General features: G+C 69.1%; 12 protein-coding genes and 1 pseudogene. 8 read left to right on the plus strand and 5 right to left on the minus strand.

Translation table 11 applies throughout. The features are described 5' to 3' along the window. Position 1 precedes the first annotated feature (1 nt). The gene (locus tag DWB05_RS06980; protein WP_157967114.1) at positions 2-6628 is read right to left on the minus strand and encodes an Ig-like domain-containing protein; all 6627 of its coding nucleotides are present in this window, start codon (positions 6626-6628) and stop codon (positions 2-4) included. A gap of 154 nt (positions 6629-6782) precedes the next feature. Next, positions 6783-7526, minus strand: a complete 744-nt coding sequence (locus DWB05_RS06985; RefSeq protein ID WP_157967115.1) for a hypothetical protein — start codon at positions 7524-7526, stop codon at positions 6783-6785. Positions 7527-7811: 285 nt separating this feature from the next. Here DWB05_RS06985 and DWB05_RS06990 point away from each other — a divergent pair, with 285 nt between their 5' ends. Then, entirely contained in the window at positions 7812-9206 is a 1395-nt protein-coding gene (locus tag DWB05_RS06990; RefSeq protein WP_114376344.1) for an aminotransferase, read from the plus strand. A gap of 127 nt (positions 9207-9333) precedes the next feature. On the opposite strand, the gene DWB05_RS06995 is transcribed toward DWB05_RS06990, so the two are convergent. From DWB05_RS06995 to tauA, 3 genes are read right to left on the minus strand one after another with little or no spacing between them, the layout of a single operon-like run. Further along, complete coding sequence (locus tag DWB05_RS06995; RefSeq protein ID WP_114376346.1) at positions 9334-10200, minus strand: ABC transporter permease subunit; 867 nt, start codon at positions 10198-10200, stop codon at positions 9334-9336. After that, complete coding sequence (locus DWB05_RS07000) at positions 10197-10997, minus strand: taurine ABC transporter ATP-binding protein (RefSeq protein WP_114376349.1); 801 nt, start codon at positions 10995-10997, stop codon at positions 10197-10199. The genes DWB05_RS06995 and DWB05_RS07000 overlap by 4 nt, the downstream gene beginning before the upstream one ends. A 4-nt stretch (positions 10998-11001) precedes the next feature. Then, positions 11002-12024 (minus strand): taurine ABC transporter substrate-binding protein, encoded by a 1023-nt coding sequence (gene tauA / locus DWB05_RS07005; protein ID WP_114376351.1) that lies wholly within the window; start codon positions 12022-12024, stop codon positions 11002-11004. Between the two features lie 830 nt (positions 12025-12854). On the opposite strand from tauA, the gene DWB05_RS15020 reads away from it, so the two are divergent. The 7 genes and pseudogenes from DWB05_RS15020 to DWB05_RS15295 all read left to right on the plus strand — a co-directional run. Beyond that, the gene (locus DWB05_RS15020; RefSeq protein ID WP_232818425.1) at positions 12855-13193 is read left to right on the plus strand and encodes a hypothetical protein; all 339 of its coding nucleotides are present in this window, start codon (positions 12855-12857) and stop codon (positions 13191-13193) included. Next, complete coding sequence (locus DWB05_RS15350) at positions 13168-13356, plus strand: AraC family transcriptional regulator (protein WP_408608476.1); 189 nt, start codon at positions 13168-13170, stop codon at positions 13354-13356. The genes DWB05_RS15020 and DWB05_RS15350 overlap by 26 nt, the downstream gene beginning before the upstream one ends. A gap of 385 nt (positions 13357-13741) precedes the next feature. Then, positions 13742-14170: a glutaminase gene (locus tag DWB05_RS15200; RefSeq protein WP_269815560.1), complete on the plus strand. Its 429-nt coding sequence runs from the start codon at positions 13742-13744 to the stop codon at positions 14168-14170. A gap of 88 nt (positions 14171-14258) precedes the next feature. Continuing rightward, entirely contained in the window at positions 14259-14582 is a 324-nt protein-coding gene (locus tag DWB05_RS15205; RefSeq protein ID WP_198669101.1) for a glutaminase, read from the plus strand. Positions 14583-14767: 185 nt separating this feature from the next. Beyond that, on the plus strand, positions 14768-15913 hold the full coding sequence (locus tag DWB05_RS07020; protein ID WP_198669068.1) for an MFS transporter: 1146 nt from the start codon (positions 14768-14770) through the stop codon (positions 15911-15913). Positions 15914-16210: 297 nt separating this feature from the next. After that, positions 16211-17716, plus strand: coding sequence for an AbgT family transporter (locus tag DWB05_RS07025; protein ID WP_198669069.1), 1506 nt, complete (start codon positions 16211-16213; stop codon positions 17714-17716). A 276-nt stretch (positions 17717-17992) separates the two neighbouring features. Continuing rightward, positions 17993-18208 (plus strand): annotated as a pseudogene (locus DWB05_RS15295) (SLC13 family permease); the annotation flags it as partial. Between the last annotated feature and the right edge of the window lie 27 nt (positions 18209-18235).

The following is an 18235-nucleotide window of genomic DNA, read 5'->3' on the forward strand; positions in this document are numbered from 1 at the left end:
GTCAGACCAGGATCAGATCGGGCGCGAACACCACCTGCTGCGGTGCGTAGCCGAAGGGCGTCACGTCCCGGTTCGCATCCAGCAGCAGCCGTGCGCCGCCGGGCGCAGTCACGTCCACCACCCAGTACTCGATCCCCGTCGCATCGTCGAAGCGCACGAAGTAGAGGTTGCCGTCGCCGCCGAGCCGGAGGCCGGCCATGAAGGCGTCGGCGGCGAAGTTGGTGAGCGCCTCCGGCAGCCCCGCCTCGCCGGGCGTCGCCCCGGGCGAGAGGCGCCAGATCTGCGCCGCTTCCGCAGGCGCAGACTTGCCGAAAAAGAAGAGGTCGCTGCCGCCGGCCACGAGGCCGCTCGTATCGAGGAAGCCCGGGTGCAGGATCGGTGATGCGGTCACGCCGTCATCCTCCACCTGGAAGATGGACGGCCTGCCCGTCGGCTCGCGCAGTGCGAGGAAGAAGACCTCCTCCCCGATCGCCGCCAGGTTCGCCGGGAAGCCGAAGGGATGGCGCAGCTCCGCCCCTGTGACAGCGGCCAGCACACCCTCCGGAATGACGCCGTCCCAGGTCCAGACCCGCATCTGGGCGAGCCCGCCCGGAACGTCGATGCCGCCGGCGTTCGAGCCCTGGAAATAGGCGCGGCCGTCGGCGAAGGTCGCCTCGTCGTAGTTGCCCCCCGTCTCGTTGGCGAAATGCAAGAAGTACAGCGCCGAACCGGGCGGCTCGTCGAGGTCGAGGGAGGCGATCGAGGCTTCGATCGGCTCACCCGGCGCGGGCAAGGGGAGAAAATGCGCCTGCTTCCAGAACGCGCGGCTGCCGCCCCCGACGAAATCCGCCGTCCCGCCATGCCAGCCCTGGATCGGATCCTGCCCGAAGGGCGAGAAGAGATCGGAGTAGAACTGCGCCTCCATGCCGTCGAAGGCATAGAGCGACCAGACATCGTTCGTCGGGTCGGCGTCGCTGTTCTCGGCGCGGGTCTCGTCGCGCGCGGTGAAGACGATGCGGCTGCCGATGGTGCTGGCCGAGCCGAGCAGGTGGTCTTCGAGCAGAACCTCGGTCGTGCCGAACACGGCGTCGTAGACGAGGATGTCGTTGCCGGCCGCGTCGCGCGTGCCGAACAGCACCTGGCGGCCGAGCACCTCCGCCTCGAGGGAGAGCGGGGCGGCGGCAGCATAGAGCGTCGTCAGGCTGCCGTCCGCCTGAACCTGGAACAGGCCGAACTCGCCGGTGTCGCCGCGCTGGCCGGTGCCGACCCAGTGGCCGTCCAGCACCGCGCCCTCGCTGTGGCGGGTGCCGCCGCGCAGCGCATCGAACACCTCGGAGCCGTTGGTCACGAACAGCCGCCGCTCGGCGCCGTTGTTGACCAGCGCCTCGAAGACGAAGCCCTCGCTGATCGCGCGGTCGAACAGGCCGCCGGCCCAGCCGGAGCCGGGGATGCCGCCGGTGTCCTCGTCGGTCGGCACCTCGGTGGGGACGGGAGAGAGGGCAGCGTAGGCGTAGTCGAACAGCGCGGCCTCGCCGGGGTTGGCGAGGCTGTCCGCGCGGTAGACGAGGTGGCCGCCGGCCATCTGCAGCTCGTCGATCTCGCCGAAGCGCACATCCACCGGCGTGAGCGTGCCGCCGGCATAGGCGTAGAGCATGTCCACATCGCCGGTATCCAGCACCCAGGCGGCGTTGCCGGCGCCGTCCACCGTCAGGTGCTCGATGGTGCCGCCCGGGGTGCTGAACAGGATGGACAGGTCGAAGGCGCCGTTGCCGTCCGCGTCGGTCCAGCGGCCGACAACGGCCTCGAAGCCCCCCATACCGTCCTCGCCGAGCGCGCTGAACACCACGCCGTTGATCCAGGGCGCGATGTCCAGGCCAAGTAGCGGCGCGCCGGCGAGGTCGGTGCTGGTGATCTGCTCGTCGCCACCTAGGCCCGCGGCGTTGGACAGCGCGTCGAATCGGTAGGCGAAGAGGCGGCCGAGGCCCTGGTTGTCGTTGCCGAACAGGAAGAGCGTGTCGCGGCTGCCACCCGCGCCGTCCGTGACGGGTGCGACCGTCAGCGCGAAGGGGGCGAGCGGCACCGCTCCGTCGGTGCCGTTGATGTCCACGAAGCTGGCGGACGGCAGGTAGAGCACGATGTCGATCAGCGGATCGATGCCCGGCCCGAAGGAGCGGGTGACTTCCGCGAACCACAGATCCTGCCGGAACAGCGCGTCGGTCACGAAGCCGAGGCTCGGGTGGCCGTTATGATCGCCCGAGAAGAAGAACGCGGCGGCATCGAGCACCCGTTTCGCCGGATCGCTGACGTTCAGCAGGACGCCTTCGGGCGTGTCCCGGAAGCCTGCGATCTCGCGGATCACGTTGATGTTCGGCGAACTGAACGAGCCCGCGGATGTGTAGGTCCAGCCATAGGCATCGAGCACCGGGACCAACACGTCGCCGTTGTCGGACAACGGGGTCTCGGCCGCGAAGACCGGCTTGCCGCCCCCGTCCGTCAGCAGGCGGCGATTTTCCGTGCCCTCGAGCGGCACCGCCGCCACCTGCTGCCCCTCGGCGTCGAAGGCGCGGAGTTCCCCCTCGATCGCGAGCCAGGCGAGATCGCCCGAGAGGACGCCGAGGTTCCGCTCGGCGAGCGGCAGCCCGGCGTCGAAGGCCTCGGTGTCCACGGCGCCGAGCGCGATCAGGGTGCTGCCGGTCCAGGCGAGCCAGGTCGGCGTGCCGTCCTCGTCGGCGCGGAAGAACACGGTGCCGGAGCGGCCCATGATCTCGCGCGGCGTGCTAGACTGCGGACCGGCGAGCCACTCCGCCCCCTCGACCATGGTCGCGAAGGGTGTGCTGGGGTCGGAGTTGGTGTCGTAGAACCAGAGCTCGCGGCCCGCGCCGGGGGTGGAGCCCGAGAAGTAGAAGCGCGCGCCCGATGGGGGTGGCGGCGGCGGCACCCCGTCATCGTCCAGGATGGTGAAGACGATCGGCGTCGTGTCCACATCCCCCGCGGTGGCGCCGACGAGCGAGAGGGTGAAGGTCTCGTCGGGTTCCGCAACGAGGTCGGCCGTAACGGGGATGGAGATGATCCCGGAGGAGGTCTGCCCGGCCGCGAAGTCGACGGTGAAGGTGCCGAAGCCGAAGACGAGGTCGGCGCTGTCGGCGGAGATGCCGGGCCCGGGACCAAGGGCGTAGGTCAGTGTCGCCGCCGGCAGGTGGGCGCCGCTCCGCGTCACCTCGAAGACGAAGCCGATCGGGGTGTCCGGGTTGCCTTCGGGCCGCGCGCGTTCGCCCGTCTGGGTGATGGCGAAGGGGGCGGGCGGAGCGACCGTCACCGTCACCAGCGTCTCGTTGCCGGGCACGGCGGTCCCGTCGGGCCCGATGGTGAAGGGCGTGTAGGTGAAGCTGTCGGTGCCGACGAAGCCCGGATCGGGCGTGTAGTGGACCGGCCCGCCGGCCAGACCGGGGAAGAAGATCACGAACCCGTTCTGCGGGAGGGTGAAGGTGTAGATCGCGTAGAGATCCTCACCCTCCACGTCGAAGTCGTTGGCGAGCACGTCGATGACGACCATCTCGCCGGGGGCCGTCGTCGCCGTGTCGGGCACGCCGACCGGCGGGTCGTCCACCGGCACCACGGTCAGCGTCATGACGCCCGTGTCGCTCAGCCCGCCCGAGTCGGTCACCCGGTAGGTGATGGTGGCGATGCCGAAGAAGTTCGGCAGCGGCTGGACCTCGATCGCGCCGGTTGCCCCGTCGAAGCTCGTGACGGTCAGGTTGGTCGTGCCCAGGATCGCGATGCTCTCCTGGTTCAGCTCCGCATCGCTCGTGAAGCCGAACATGTTGGCGATGAAGGGCGTGTCCTCGTCGATGGCGAAGGACACGTCGTTCGCCACCGGCGGCGTGTTGGGCGGCGGCGTGTCCTCGTCCAGGATGGTGCCCGTGGCGGTCCGTTCATCGGCCGGCGGCAGCGTGCCGCCGGTGGCGGAGACCAGCGTGAGGGTGACCGTCTCGTCCGGCTCGATCGCCGCGTCCGGCACCATGAGCAGCTTGATCTCCGCCTCGGCGGCGCCGGCGTCGAAGGTGAGGATGTAGCGCCCGGGGACGAGCGGGACGGGTGCGACGCTGCCGCCGGCCGCGACGCTGCTGACCCAGTAGTCGTCGGCCGAGGCGGTGCCGCCGAGGTCGAAGGTCACGGTCGTCGGCACGGACAAATCGCCCGTCCGCGTCACGGCGAACACCAGGCGCCCGGGCGGGGCGACGCCTAGCGTGCCTTCCGGCGCGCTGCCGGCATCGGCCTCGCGCAGGGCAAGCGCGGGCGGCGGAGGCGGTGCGTCGTCGTCCAGGATGATCCCCGTCGCGGTGCGCTCCGCCGGGTCGGGCAGGCGGCCGTCGAAGGCCGAGAGCAGCGTCAGCGTGACGGTCTCCGGCGCTTCCTCCGCCGCATCGGGGGTAATGTACACCTCGATGTCGGCGCTTGCGGCACCGGCATCGAAGGTGAGCGTGTAGCGGCCCGGCGCGCCCGGCACGGGGGCGAGGCTGCCGCCATTGGTCGCGGCGAGGAAGGCGATGTCGTCCGGCGAGGCGGTGCCGCCGACCTCGAAGGTGACGGTGGTCGCGTAGGAGAGGTCGCCGCTGCGTTCGAGGACGAAGAACAGCACGCCCTGCGGCGTGGTGCCGGCCGTGCCTTCGAGCGTGGCGCCGGCGTCGAGGGCGCGGAAGGCGACGGCGGGCGGCACGTCGTCGTTGAGGAACACGCCGGAGGCTGAGGTGATTCCGGCGAGCGCACCGTTGGCGACGACCTCCACGAGATCGAGAGTCACCGTCTCGTCCGCCTCGGGGATGCGGTCGCCGCGGGCGAAGACCTCGATCACCGTCTCGCTCGCGCCGGCGGCGATGGTCGCCTCAAAGAGGCCGGCGCTGCCCGGCGGCCCGTCGCCGATGCGCGTCGCGCCGAGGAGGTCGATCTCGTCGGCCGCCACCTCGCCCTGCACGACGAAGCGCACCACCGTGTCGAGCGCCAGGCTGCCGCTCCGCTGGAGCGTGAAGGCGAGCCGCCCGTCCGGGCCCGGGCCGCCCTCGTTCACGCTGCCGGCATCGGCCTCGGCGAAGCCGACGGAGACCGCGTCGTCGTCGAGGATGGTGCCCGTCGCGGTGCGCTGCCCCTCCGGCGGCAGCACGCCGCCCGTCGCGGAGACGAGGGTGATGGTGACCGTCTCGTCCGCCTCGATCTCCGTGTCGGGCGTCAGGAACAGTTCGATCTCGGCGCTCGCCGCGCCGGGATCGAAGGTGAGGATGTAGCGGGTGGCGACGAAGGGGAAGAGCGTGACGCTGCCGCCATTGGTGGCGGAGACGGAGGCGATGTCGTCGAGCGAGGCCGTGCCGCCGAGGTCGAACACCACGCTGGTGGCGAAGGAAAGGTCGCCGCTGCGGTCGAGCGCGACGACGAGCCGGCCCTGGGGCGAGAACCCGGCGGTGCCCTCCGTGCTGCTGCCGAGGTCGAGGCTGCGGAAGGCGAGCGCGGGCGGGAAATCGTCGTTCGAAATGGTGCCGGTTGCGACCAGAGGCCCGGTCGGGGAGAGCACGGCCCCCGTCGCGGCCGCGATGGTGAAGGTCACGGTCTCGTCCGGTTCGGGCACGCTGTCGGGGGCGATCAGCACCTCGACGGTCGCGCTCGCCTGCCCGGGCGCGAAGGACACGCGCCAGAGCGCGGGATCGGCCAGCTGCACCGCGCCCGTGATGCCGAAGATGTCGTCCCCGTCGGCCGTGCTGGAAAGGCGGAGATCCGCGGTGGAGGCGGCGGAGAGGTCGCCCGTGCGGGTGAGGATGAAGACCAGGGCGCCGCCGTTCTCCGGCGTCGCCCCGGCATCGGGCGTGGCGAAGGCGATCGTTGGTGCAGGCGGCGTCACACCCGTCACCGTCACCGCCACGGTGGCGGTCGTCATGCCGCCGCGGCCGTCCGAGACCGTGTAGGTGAAAGTCTGGATCTCGCTGTCGCCGTCGCCGAGGCTCTCGAACCCGGCGCTCGCGTCGAAGACGAGCTTGCCGTCGGCGAGCGTCACGCTTCCCTTGGCCGGCTCGGTGAAACCGGCGATGGTGAGCGCGTCGTTGGTCGGATCGGTGTCGTTGGCGAGCACGTCGATGGTCACGCTGCCACCTTCCGCCACCGTGGCCGTGTCGTCCTGGGCCAGCGGCGGTGCGTTCGCGGGAGCAGAGCCGACGGCCCGCACGGTGGCACTTCGGGGGCCTCCGGCCGGCCCGACGCTGCCGATCACCGCGGCGAACTGCATCTGGCTCAGGAAGTCGAGCGTCAGGGCCTCGGTGGCGTGCGCCAGCGTGAAGGTGACGGACCGAATGTCGTCCGCTCCGCTCGCCGAGGCCGTGCCGAAGGCGATGCCGACATCCGAGGCGCGGGCCGCGCCGAGCGTGTTGACTCCGGACCCGAGATTGGAGACCGCGTTGGCGTTCTGCGCGAATCTCGTAACGCCGCTCGTGCTCGCGGTGACGGACAGACCACCGAGCAGGTTCTCGTTGCTCACCTGGAAGAACAGGCCGCGCAGGTCGCCGACGATGGCGGTCGAGATGAGGCTTGCCGTGATCTGCAGCGTTCCGTCGGGCATCTGCACGACGGTGACGCGGATCCCCGGCCCGCCCGCGAGGTTGAACGTCATCGACGGGTTCATGCGTCACCCTTTCTCAATGCCTCCGGGCCAACGCCCGCCGGCACGACGCTTCGAGCGGAGATCTGCGAACGGAACCGTACCAAACGAAAGGAACAGGACTCGCCCGGGCGATCGGCGTGACCCGGGTCACGCACCCGCCGGATCAGGCGAGGCGGCGCGCGGCTGCGAGACCGACAAGGCCCGCGAGGAACACGCCGAGGGCCCCCGGGGTCGGCACCGCCACACCCTCGACCGTCACGGCGACCGACAGGGGTTGGGCGAGAAAGTAGAACGCGGTCGCTTCGGAGTTCGGGTCGAGGAACGACGCTCCGAATGACGAGGGCGAACTCGGGTCACCCGGATCGGCGGTGAACGCGAAGTCCTGGAAGATGGAGGAGAAGGCGAAAGCGGCGTCGAAGACGAACACGCTCGCATTGAGTTCCATCGTCCCGGTCGCAATCGTGCTCTGCGCGCCCCAACCTTCGCCGCTGAGCAGGACGTAGAACGCGCTGCCGGTCGTGCTCGATACCGTCAGACCGTCCAATCCGACGATCACTGTCGTCGTCACCTCCTGGAAGAAGGCAAAGAGAGTACCCCGTGCGCTCGTGTCGATCACGAACGTATCCGGTGCGAGCGTGAACACTTGAACGACGGATGCGCTGACCCCTTCGAGATCCCTGTCGACGCCACCGGTCAGCGATCCGTCGACATCCCGGCCCTCGATGATCGTTCCCCTCGCCGTCACCGTGATCTTCGGCGAGGCATCGGCCGAGGCGGGAGCGAGAAGGGAGAAGACCGCGATCAGGACAATGACCGAGAGGAAGAGGCTTGAACGTCGAAGCATGATTGCGCTTCCCAAAGGCGGACTAAGGGGCATCGAGCCTGACAGGCTGGCGCGCCCCTCCACCCCGGGATCGCCACGCGAGAAGTGTATGCAGACAGTTGGCGTTCTGCAACGACAGAGTTGGGCGGCGCCCGCTTCGCACGCCACCGTATTCGGGCGCCGGAGGCGAGGGCCCGCCTTGTGGTTTGAGGATGGCCTGTGTGGTTTCGCCGAGCGCGGCGCTCGACGTCGCGCTGTCGGGGCTGTCGCTCCTCGCGTGAGATCGCCCGCCGTCGTGCCGGCGATGCCTTGCACCTGCCGCTCCGGCGCGCGACCGTTCATGCGGCGAAGCACGGGGAGTGGTTGGCGATGCGTCCCAACAGCCTGCATGCCCGCGACATCGCGAGCCTGATCCACCAGCAGACGGATCTCGACGCGTTCAGCCGCGAGGGCGCGCTGATCATCGCGCGCGGCCAGGGCTGCCGGGTATGGGACACGGAGGGGCGCGAGTACATCGAGGCGATGGCGGGGCTCTGGTGCGCCTCGCTCGGCTTCAGCGAGAAGCGGCTCGCCGAAGCGGCGTACCGCCAACTCCTCACCCTCCCCTACTACCACACCTTCTTCCAGAAGGGGCACGAACCGGCGATCGAGCTTGCCGAACGCCTGCTGGCGATCGCGCCCCCCGCTCGCGGCGGACGTTTCGCCCGCGTGGCCTTCCAGTGCTCGGGGTCCGAGGCGAACGATGCCGCGATCAAACTGATCTGGTACTACAACAATCTGCGCGGCCGGCCGCGGAAGAAGAAGATCATCGGGCGCATCCGCGGCTATCACGGCAACACCGTCGCCGCCGCCTCGGTCTCCGGCCAGCCGCACATGCACGCCGATTTCGACCTGCCCTACGGCGATCGCTTCCTGCATATCGACAATCCGAACTGGTATCGCTTCGCGGAGGACGGCGAGAGCGAGGAGGCGTTCAGCGCGCGGATGGCGGCGAACCTCGAGGCGCTGATCGAACGCGAGGGGGCTGACACCATCGCCGCCTTCTTCGCCGAACCGGTGCAGGGTGGGGGTGGCGCGATCACGCCCCCCGCGCGCTACTTCGACCTGATCCAGCCGATCCTGCGCCGCCACGACATCCTGTTCGTCGCCGACGAAGTGATCTGCGGCTTCGGACGAACGGGCAACATGTGGGGCTGCGACACCTACGCGATCGAGCCCGACCTGCTCACCTGCGCCAAACAGCTCTCCGCGGCCTACCAGCCGCTTTCCGCGCTGTTGATCAATGAGGAGATCCATCACGCCCTCCTCGAGGGTAGCCGCAAGCACGGCACCTTCGGCCATGGCTTCACCTATGGCGGCCACCCGGTGGCCTGCGCGGTCGGGGTCGAGACGCTGAAGATCTACGAGGAGCGCGACATCCTCGGCCATGTGCGACGGGTGTCGCCCGTCTTCCTCGGCGCCCTCGAACAGGCGCGCAGCCACCCGCTGGTCCGCGACGTGCGCGGGGTCGGACTCCTCTGCGGCGTGGAGATCGTCGCCGACAAGCGCACGCGCGCTCCCTTCCCGCCGGCGGCCAAGGCCGGGCTCGACGTGCAGAAGGGCTGCGAGGAGGAGGGCCTGATCGTGCGCGCGATCGGCGACCGCATCGCCTTCACCCCGCCCCTGATCCTGAGCGAGGACGAAGCGCACGAGATCGGCGCGCGCTTCCTGCGGGGGCTCGATCGCGCCCTGGCGGCCCTTCGCCCTGCCCTGGCGGCCGAATAGCGGATCCGCGTTCGCCAAACCGCCGGCGGGTCGCGCCGCCTGGCATTCGCGCGTCGCGAAACGTGCTGGAATGTCGATGGTCAGAAGCCCGCCATCGCAGACTGAGGCGCGCCACCGGCTCGTGCCGTCACATCCGCCCCTTCCAGGGCACGAGCCGGCGTTCGGCGAGCCGCATGAGGAGGTCGAACGCGTAGGCGAAGGCGGCAATCACCACGATGCCCATCACCACCAGGTCGGTGCGCAGGAAGTTCGACGCGTTCAGCACCATCTGCCCGAGCCCCACATTCGCCGCCACCATCTCCGCCGCCACCAGCGTCGTCCAACCGAAGCCGAGCCCGATGCGCATGCCGGTGAGGATCTCGGGCAGCGCGGCGGGCAGGATGACGTGGCGCAGCAATTGCGCGCGCGTGGCGCCGAGCGAGAGCGCGGCATTGACCTGCTCCGGCGCCACGCTGCGCACGCCGGCGCGCGCAGCGAGCGCGAGGGGAGCAAAGCAGGCGAGATAGATGAGGACGATCTTCGCCGCCTCGTCGATGCCGAACCAGATCACCACCAGCGGCAAGTAGGCGAGCGGCGGCAGCGGGCGATAGAACTCGATCGGCGGGTCGAGCAGGCCGCGCGCGACGCGCGACACACCCATGGCGATACCGGCCGGCACCGCAGTGAGACAGGCAAGCACGAAGGCCGACAGCACGCGGAACAGGCTCAGCGCGGCGTGGCCCACCAGGGTCGCATCGCCGATCGGACGTGCCAAGCCCTCGACGAGACGATCGAACACTACCCCCGGAGCAGGCAGGAACAGGGGGCCGATCCAGCGCCACTCCGTTGCCGCCCACCAGAGCAGAAGAAGGGCGATGGTGGTGGCGATGCTGATCGCGACCGCGCTGCGCGGATCCGGGAAGACATTGCGCGCGGCGGCGGGCCGGCGATCGGTCGGTGATGCCGACGCGGCGCGCGGGCGAGATCGGCGCGCCGCCGCCTCCTCCCCGCTCACGCGAGGGCTCCCGCGCCGTCGCGCGCGCTCGCCCGCACCTCGGCCAGAACCTCCTCGCGCAGGGCGATGAAGGCCGGATCCGATTTCACTGCTCGCGCGTTACGGGTCTCCAAGTAGCGACGACCGAATGAGACCGGGAGCCGGCGCACGATCCGCCCCGGCCGGGGGCTCATCACCACCACTTCGGTGGCAAGGAACAGCGCCTCCTCCACACCGTGGGTGATGAAGAACACGGTCTTGCCCGAGGCTGCCCAGACCTCGAGCAGGTGCTCCTGCATCGCCTCGCGGGTCAGCGCGTCGAGGGCGGCGAACGGCTCGTCCATCAGCAGAACCTGCGGGTCGGCGGCCAAAGCCCGCGCGATGCCCACCCGCTGCTGTTGTCCGCCCGAAAGCGTCCAGACGGGCCGATCGGCGAAGCCGGCAAGGCCGACGAGAGCGAGTTTCTCCTCGGCGAGCCGACGCCGCTCCGCCCGTTTCATTCCCGCGAGCAGCGGCCCGAATGCCACGTTTTCCCACACGCTGAGCCAGGGCAAAAGGGCGTGCTTCTGGAACACCACGCCGCGATCGGCGCCCGGCGCGGAGACCTCGCGGCCCGCGACCAGGATCCGCCCGGAGGAGGGCGCGATGAAGCCGGCGATGCAGTTGAGCAACGTTGTCTTGCCGCAGCCCGAGGCGCCGAGCGCGACGCAGAAGCCACCCTCCGGGATGGCGAGATCGATCCCGGAAAGCGCGTCGATCCAGCCTCCTCCCGGCAGCGGAAAGGAGACGGAGAGGCCCTGGATCGAGACCGCTCCCACGGCCTCAGGCAGCGGCGGCCGCGGCGAAGCGTGGCGTGACGTGGGCGGCGATGTTGGTCGGCACGGCTTGGATCCTGCCCTGCGCCTGCAGGAACTCGGCCGTGTGCCGGATCGCCCGCACGGCCCCGCCCTCCGCCCCGCCGCCGAGCCAGGCGGGCGAGGCCTGTTCGCTCGCCGGAACGAAGCGATAGAGTTTCATCATGCCCGGCACGTCTTCGGGCTTCGCACCGGTGATGCGAGCGGTCACCGCAGCACGCTCGGTGCCCGGGCCCCAGGCACTCGGGTCCGCCGCATACTCGGCATCGTACTTCGCCAGGATGCGCGCATAGGCACGCAAAAACTCCTCGTTTTGCCGCGCCCAACTGCGATCCACGACCACCCCGTCGAAGGTCGGCCGACCCCAGGCCGCGAGCTGGCCCAAAGTGATGAGCACCTTGCCCGTGCGCAGCACCGCGCTGCGGGTCGGTTCCCAAACGAAGGTGGCGTCGATGTCGCCGCGCTCCCAGGCAGCGGCGATCTCGGGCGGGCGCATGTTGAGAATGCGCAGCGCGTTCGCCGGAATGCCGAACTGTTCGAGCGCGAACAGGAGGTGGTAGTGCGTGGTCGAGACGAAAGGCACGCCGATGCGCTTGCCGCGCAGGTCCTGCGGCGCGTTGATCCCTGCGCCGTTGCGCACCACCAGCGCCTCGGCATCGGCGATGTCGGTGAGGATCCAAAACAGTTCGATGTCCAAGCCCTGCGCGATCGCCGCGGTGGTCGGCGAGGAGCCGACTTCCCCGATCTTCACGCCGCCCGAGGCCATGGCGCGGATGACCTCCGCGCCGGCGGTGAACATCCGCCAGTTGATCCGGTAGCCGGTGGCGCGTTCCACCTCCTGCGCGGCCATGGCGGCCCGGAACGGTACCACCATATACTGGTGCGCGATCGTCACCTCGCGCGTCTGAGCGAGGGCGGGCGCGGCCAGCGCGGCCGCTGCAGCCGCACCACCTGCCAGGACCGCACGCCGGGTTGGCTTGCTCTGCGTCATCGTCCGTTCTCCCCGCCCGCTCCCTGTCGCTGCCGGGCCAAGCGCACCGACCCAGCCCCAAGCACCAGTCCAAGCACCAGTCCAGGCACGGCTGAGAGCAAGAGTCATTCCATCGTCTGGCGGTGCGGTGCTCCAGGCGCCCTGCCGGCAACGATGTCGGATCTGCCTGCAGCTGCGGCAGGCTGCCGCCAGGTTCGGCAGCTCTTTCCGTCGCACTGCTCCGGCCGCCGTCTTGGCGTGAGCCCGGCCGTGGTGACGGAGGGCGCCGGAACGCGTTCGCGAAAGCGCGCTTCTGCCGAAGCGTGTGGAAAACACAGGGTTCCGTGCCGGCCTGCTTACACCACTGGCGTGCAGCCGCGAGGAGCGTGGCGTGCTACGGCCGGTCCTGTTGAAGACCCGATGCCGTGAACGCTCGAAAGCGTCTGCCGGCAGCGACGTCGGCGACAGGGTGGTAACATGCAAGGTTCCGCCGGGTAGCACCGATCCTTCCGTGATCAGGGCATACCATGGACGCGAACCGATCCTTCTGCACCGATCCTCTCAGCCCTGCTGATCGCTTCCCGGCTTGGCGCGAATGGTTTTCGCCCACGCTTGACATTCAGCCGCTCGACGATAGCGCGCGTGACTTTTCCGGCGTGCATCGCGTGTGGCGCATCGGGCCTCTGGCATTCAGTCACAGCCTGCTGGCAAGCCCGGTTCGGATCGTCCGCCACGAGAGACAAGCCCGACGCGACTCCGTCGACCATGGGTTCCTGCTGAGCGCAAGCCGGGAGCGGGAAACGAGGCTGCGCATCGCAGATCGGTGCCTCACGATACGTCCCGGTGCGCCGGTGATCGCGTCGACCGCACTGCCCAAGGTGATCAAGCGTCGGAGCGCGCAGTATCGCGTCCTCTACGTCCCACGCAGCGCCGCCGCCGACCTTTCCCGGCGGGAGCGCGTCCGTCGGCCGATCCGGTCCAACCTCGGCTTGCACAGAAGACTGACCCCACGCCAGCTCTGCCGAATGTCGGGCCTGGCGCGGTCCCTCCTCTATCGCCTGTTCGAGGGTCAGGGCGGCGTCGCTTCCGTCATCCAGCGCGAACATCTGCGGGCAGCTCATTCCGCCCTGTCGGATCCGCACGACGACCGCAACCATCCAGGCCATCGCCGAAGCCTTTGCCTTCGCTGATGGCTCCACCTTCTCGCGTGCGTTCCGTGCCGAATTCGGCTGCACGCCGACCGAGGTGCGGCTCGCCGCCAGCGCAGGTGCCATCGTTCCCATGGCTCAGCATGAAGGCCCGGCGGCCAAGACGGGCCCGGACAACTTTGCCCGCCTGCTGCGCGATCTCTAGCGCCGTGAGCCGGCACGGTCATTCCGCCTCCGTTTGAGACGGCGCGCACGGCCGCCGGACCCGCAGCACGGGACGTCATCAGCGAAACGGACTAATCCTGTCGATCGATGTCCGGGAAGCGCCGCCGCGCGGCGTTCGCCGGCACGGTCGGAAGGAGATGGCGGCATGTCCGCGCCAGGCAACGTGGCACCCACGGGCGAGCACGTTCAGCACAGCCGGGGCGAGTGAATGTTCGCCCCGATCGAGGACGATCCAGCCCCCCTCGTCTCCACCGGCAGGCTGCCGACGCGCGAGGACGTGGTGCAGAACGTGCACGCGGCCTGCCAGCGGTATCGCGACAACGAAGGCGGCAGGGTGGCCGATTACATCCCCGCCCTTGGCGCAGGTGCCACGCCACCTGTTCGGCATCGCGGCCGTCGGCTCCGATGGCACGATCGTCGAGGTCGGCGACGTCGGTCATCCCTTCTCCATCCAGTCCGACTCCAAACCGTTCGTCCACGCCCTCGTCATGCCGGCAGTCGGTGCCGAAACGGTCCAGGCCAAGATCGGGGTGAATGCGACCGGACTTCCGTTCAATTCCGTCATGGCGATCGAGCTCAATCCCGATCGGACGATGAACCCGATGGTGAACGCCGGCGCGATCGCCACCACGAGCCTCGCCCCAGGCGATACGGCGGAGGCGACATGGCAGTCCATCCGAGAAGGGCTGTCGCGCTTCGCCGGGCGTGACCTCGCCTTGAACGAGGAGGTCGACCAGTCGCAGGCAGCGACCAAGCTGCGGAACCGAGGCATCGCCAAACTGCTGGAAGGCTAGGGGCGGATGTACTGGGACGCGCTGGAAGCGACCGACATCTACCACCCGCCAGTGCTCGCTCAACGTCACCGCGCACGACCTCGCCGTGATGGGAGCCACCCTGGCCGATGGCGGCGTCAATCCGCTGACGCGAGAGCGCGTGATCGATGCTGCGCATTGCAAGCACGTGGTTGCCGCTCTCGCCACCGCCGGGCTCTACGAGCGATCCGGCGACTGGCTCTTCGAGATCGGCCTGTCCGGCAAGAGCGGGGGCGGCGGCGCCATCGTCGCCATCTCTCCCGGCAAGGGCGGCCTCGGCACCTTGGCCCCACCGCTCGATGCCGCGGGCAACAGCATCAAGGGCCAGCGCGTTACCGCCTACCTGTCGGAGCGGCTCGGCCACAACCTGTTCGCTTCCCGCACGTTTGCCTGAGCCTGCGCCCTCGATCGCCGCCGCACGATACAGGCGAGGGACCGCCGCAATGGCCACCACAGCAACTGCCACTGCGTCGGCCAGCGCCGCCCGCGAACCCAGGACGCCAATGATCGCGATCGCCCTCGGGCAGGCGATCATGTCGTTCAACGTCGCCGCGCTGCCGGTCTCGCTCGGCGGGGATGGTGCAGAGCTTCGGTGTGCCGCCGACCACCATCGCGACCGGCATTGTCATGTACTCCCTCGCCGTTGCCGGCTTCGTCATGCTGGGCGCGAAACCGGTGCGGCGCTTCGGCTCGACGCGCGTGTCCCGCGTCGTCGTCGCGTCGTTCGGCATCGCCCAGGTGCTGATGACCTTCTCGCAGGCAGCGATGGTGATGCTGGTCGCTCAGCTCTGCGCCGGGCTTGCCGCCGCCGTCATCGTGCCCGCCTTGGTGGCGCTGATCGCGCACCACTATCGCGGGGAGCAGCAGGCGACGGCGGTCGGCGCGCTCGGCTCGGCCCGTGCAGGTCCGGGCGTGCTCGCCTTCCTCATCGGCGGCATTCTCGGCACCTTCATCGGTTGGCGACCGGTGTTCGGCACTCTGATCGCGGTCAGCGCGCTCGTCTTCCTCCTCAGCTTCAAGCTGAAGCCGGAGGAAGGCAGGCCTGAGGTCGGCATCGATGTCGTGGGCGTGGTCCTCGCCGCCACCGCGATCATCCTGATCGGCTTTGGCTTCAACAACCTCACCCGATGGGGTCTCGGCCTCGCCCGACCGGGCGCGCGGTTCGAGATCGTCGGTCTCTCTCCGGCGCCGATCATGATCGTGGTCGGCGTGTTCCTGCTGCAAGCCTTCTTGACCTGGACCAGGCGCGCGCAGCCCCAAGGGCGCACGCCGCTGCTCGATCTTTGCGTCATCACCTCCAGCCGCGAAAAGGCGGCCGTGATCTGCATGTTCGCCGTGGTCGCGCTGGAGGCGATGCTGAACTTCTCGGTGCCGCTCTACATCCAGATCGGGCAGGGCCGCACGCCGCTCGAAACCGCCGTGGCGATGCTGCCCTTCAACCTCGCGTCTCAACAAAATCATGGCCTACACCGGTGCCTCCGAGGCCGCCTGGCCGAGGCAGTGCGGATCAACACCGAGTCGCGGATCCAGGCGATCAAGATCGGTCTGTTGTTGATGGCGGGCGTTGCCTTCCTCGCCATCTTTCCGGCTGGTCGCCTGCCGGACTTCAAGCCCGGGCAGATCCCCGCGCACCCAGAGCCGGAGAGCCAGGAGGCGCTGAAGGCGGCAGCACAAGAGGTGGAGAAGGCGGAGGCGGAGCTGCGCCTCAGCGGCGCGCGCGTATGAGAAGGCCGCGGCTCCTCGTCCTCTCTCTCGGGCACCATCACCATGCTGCCGGCCGAACGTGGGGGGCTCGCCCCGAAGCTCGGCGCGGCAGAGCTTGTTGCCTCGGTGCCGGCGCTTGCCGATGTCGCGCATATCGCGAGCCGATCCCCCCTTTCGCCTGCCGAGCCCCTCACTGACACCGGCCGCTCTGATCACCGTCGCGGCCGAGATCGACAATGCGTTCGCCGCCGGCTTCGACGGCGCGGTTGGTGGGAGGGCGCGGGAATGGCAGACGCCACAGCGGTACGGAAGACGCGAATGCAGCGGATCCTGGATGCGGTGGAGCGCGCGGGAAACTGCGCGCCGCACCCGGCGATGATCTTCGTCTACCTGATCCTGCTCGTCGCGGTCCTCTCCGCCGTTCTCGGCCTCGTCGGGGCCTCCGTCACCTACTGGGTCTGGAACCCGGAGACCTCCGACTACGAGCAACGCACCACCGTCGCGCGCAGCTTGCTCACCGTCGACGGCTTCCGGTTCATGTACACCGGCGTCGTCGCCAACTTCATGTCCTCCACCGCCGTCGGCGTGATCATCGTCGCCATGCTTGGGGGTCGGCGTCGCCGAGGAGAAGGGGCTGATCAAGGCCTCGATCCGCGCCCTCGTACGGGTGGCACCGGCCTCGGCCCTGTCCTAACTCCTCGCCTTCATCGGCATCGTCTCGTCGATCGCGGCGGACGCAGGCTATCTCGTGCTCATCCCGCTCTCGGCGGTCGCCTTCTCCAGCATCGGCCGACATCCATCGCCGGGCTCGGGCTCGGCTTCGCCTCGGTCGCAGCGGCATTCCTGGTGAACGTCCTGATCGTGCCGGTCGACGGCATCCTCACCGAAATGACGAACGACGCGATCGCGTTGATCGATGCCGAACGCCAAATCTCGCTGACGGCCACCTTCTGGTTTTCCGTCGGCTCCGTGGTCGTACTCACCGTGCTGATCGCACTGATCACCGACCGCATCATCGAGCCGCGACTCGGCCCCTACCGCGGGGAGTACAGGCTGGAAGAGGAGACGGCGGGCAAGCCGGAGGCGGAGGCGCGCGGTCCGCGCTGGGCGCTGTGGGGGCTCCTCGGCTCGCTCGCCTTCGTCGCTCTGACGACGCTGCCGCCAGGCGCCCCGCTGCGCGACCCGGAGACGGGTGCCATCATCGGCGCCACGCCGTTCATGAATAGCCTGATCGTCACCATCGCGCTGGTCTTTCGGGTCTCTGGCATCTGCTACGGCGAGGGGTCGGGCACCATGACCCACGTCGACCAAGTGGTGGATGCGATGGCCAAATCGCTTTCCAGCCTGTCCGGCCTCCTGCTCTTTCTGTTCGTCATCAGCCAGTCTCTCGCCTTCCCCAACTATTCCAACATCGCACCGCTCGTCGCCGTCTCGCTCGCCGACGTGTTGCAGCGGCTCGATCTCGACACGCTCCGGCTCCTGATCGGCTTCATCGTCGTCACCTTGCTGTTGGACGTGATCATCACCGGCGCGATCCCGAAATGGGCTATCTTCGCGCCGATCTTCATCCCCTTGCTGATGCGCCTCGATGTCCCACCCGAAGCCGTGCTGGCCGCCTACCGCGTGGCGGATTCGCCGATCGACGCCATCACGCCGCTGAACGCCTACTTCGCTCTCGTCGACACCTTCTGCCAGAAGTACCAGCAGGATGCCGGGGTCGGCACGGTAATCGCGCTCATGCTGCCGTACCTGCTGATCCTGATGGCAGTGTGGATGGCGTTCTTCGCGCTCTGGCAGCTCGCCGGTCTGCCTTGGGGCTTCTGAGCGGATCGCGGCAGGCCGGCAAAGCGGCACGGCTGCGGCGAGACCGCTGATCGGAATCGACGGTGCCGACCCCGAGCCCCGTCGCCATCGTCTTTGGCACCATCGCGGTCATGGTGCCGCTGTTCGCCTCGGGCCGCGTGCCGGTCGCAATCGTCGCCCTCTGTGCCGCATTGGGCCTGCACGCGTTCGGCCGGCTGACACTATTCGGCGATCGCACCGTCCTGTTGATCGGCGGGTTGTTCACTGCTCGCCGCCCTGTTCTGGCTCGGCGAAGGCCTGGGGCGCACCGGGGTCGCGCGCCAGCTCGGCAACTGGCTCTACCGCACCGCGGGAGCGAGCGAGACGAGACTCGTCGTTCTGCTCATGAGGATCGTCGCCGGGCCTGGCGCCTTCATGAGTTCGACCGCCGTGGTCGCGATCTTCATCCCCGTCGTGTTGCGACTCTGCCGAAACAGCGGTCTCGCGCCGTCTTCGCTGATGATGCCGCTCAGCACGGCGGCATTGATCAGCGCCATGGTG

The organism is Elioraea thermophila (ex Habib et al. 2022), assembly GCF_003336755.1.
GTDB classification, from domain to species: Bacteria; Pseudomonadota; Alphaproteobacteria; order Acetobacterales; family Acetobacteraceae; genus Elioraea; species Elioraea thermophila.

Excerpts from the sequence above, each read along its gene's own strand:
- tauA (WP_114376351.1), bottom strand. The coding sequence starts at position 12,024 with ATGACGCAGAGCAAGCCAACCCGGCGTGCGGTCCTGGCAGGTGGTGCG.
- DWB05_RS15205 (WP_198669101.1), top strand. The coding sequence starts at position 14,259 with ATGGGAGCCACCCTGGCCGATGGCGGCGTCAATCCGCTGACGCGAGAG.
- DWB05_RS06980 (WP_157967114.1), bottom strand. The coding sequence starts at position 6,628 with ATGACGTTCAACCTCGCGGGCGGGCCGGGGATCCGCGTCACCGTCGTG.
- DWB05_RS07025 (WP_198669069.1), top strand. The coding sequence starts at position 16,211 with ATGCAGCGGATCCTGGATGCGGTGGAGCGCGCGGGAAACTGCGCGCCG.
- DWB05_RS06990 (WP_114376344.1), top strand. The coding sequence starts at position 7,812 with ATGCGTCCCAACAGCCTGCATGCCCGCGACATCGCGAGCCTGATCCAC.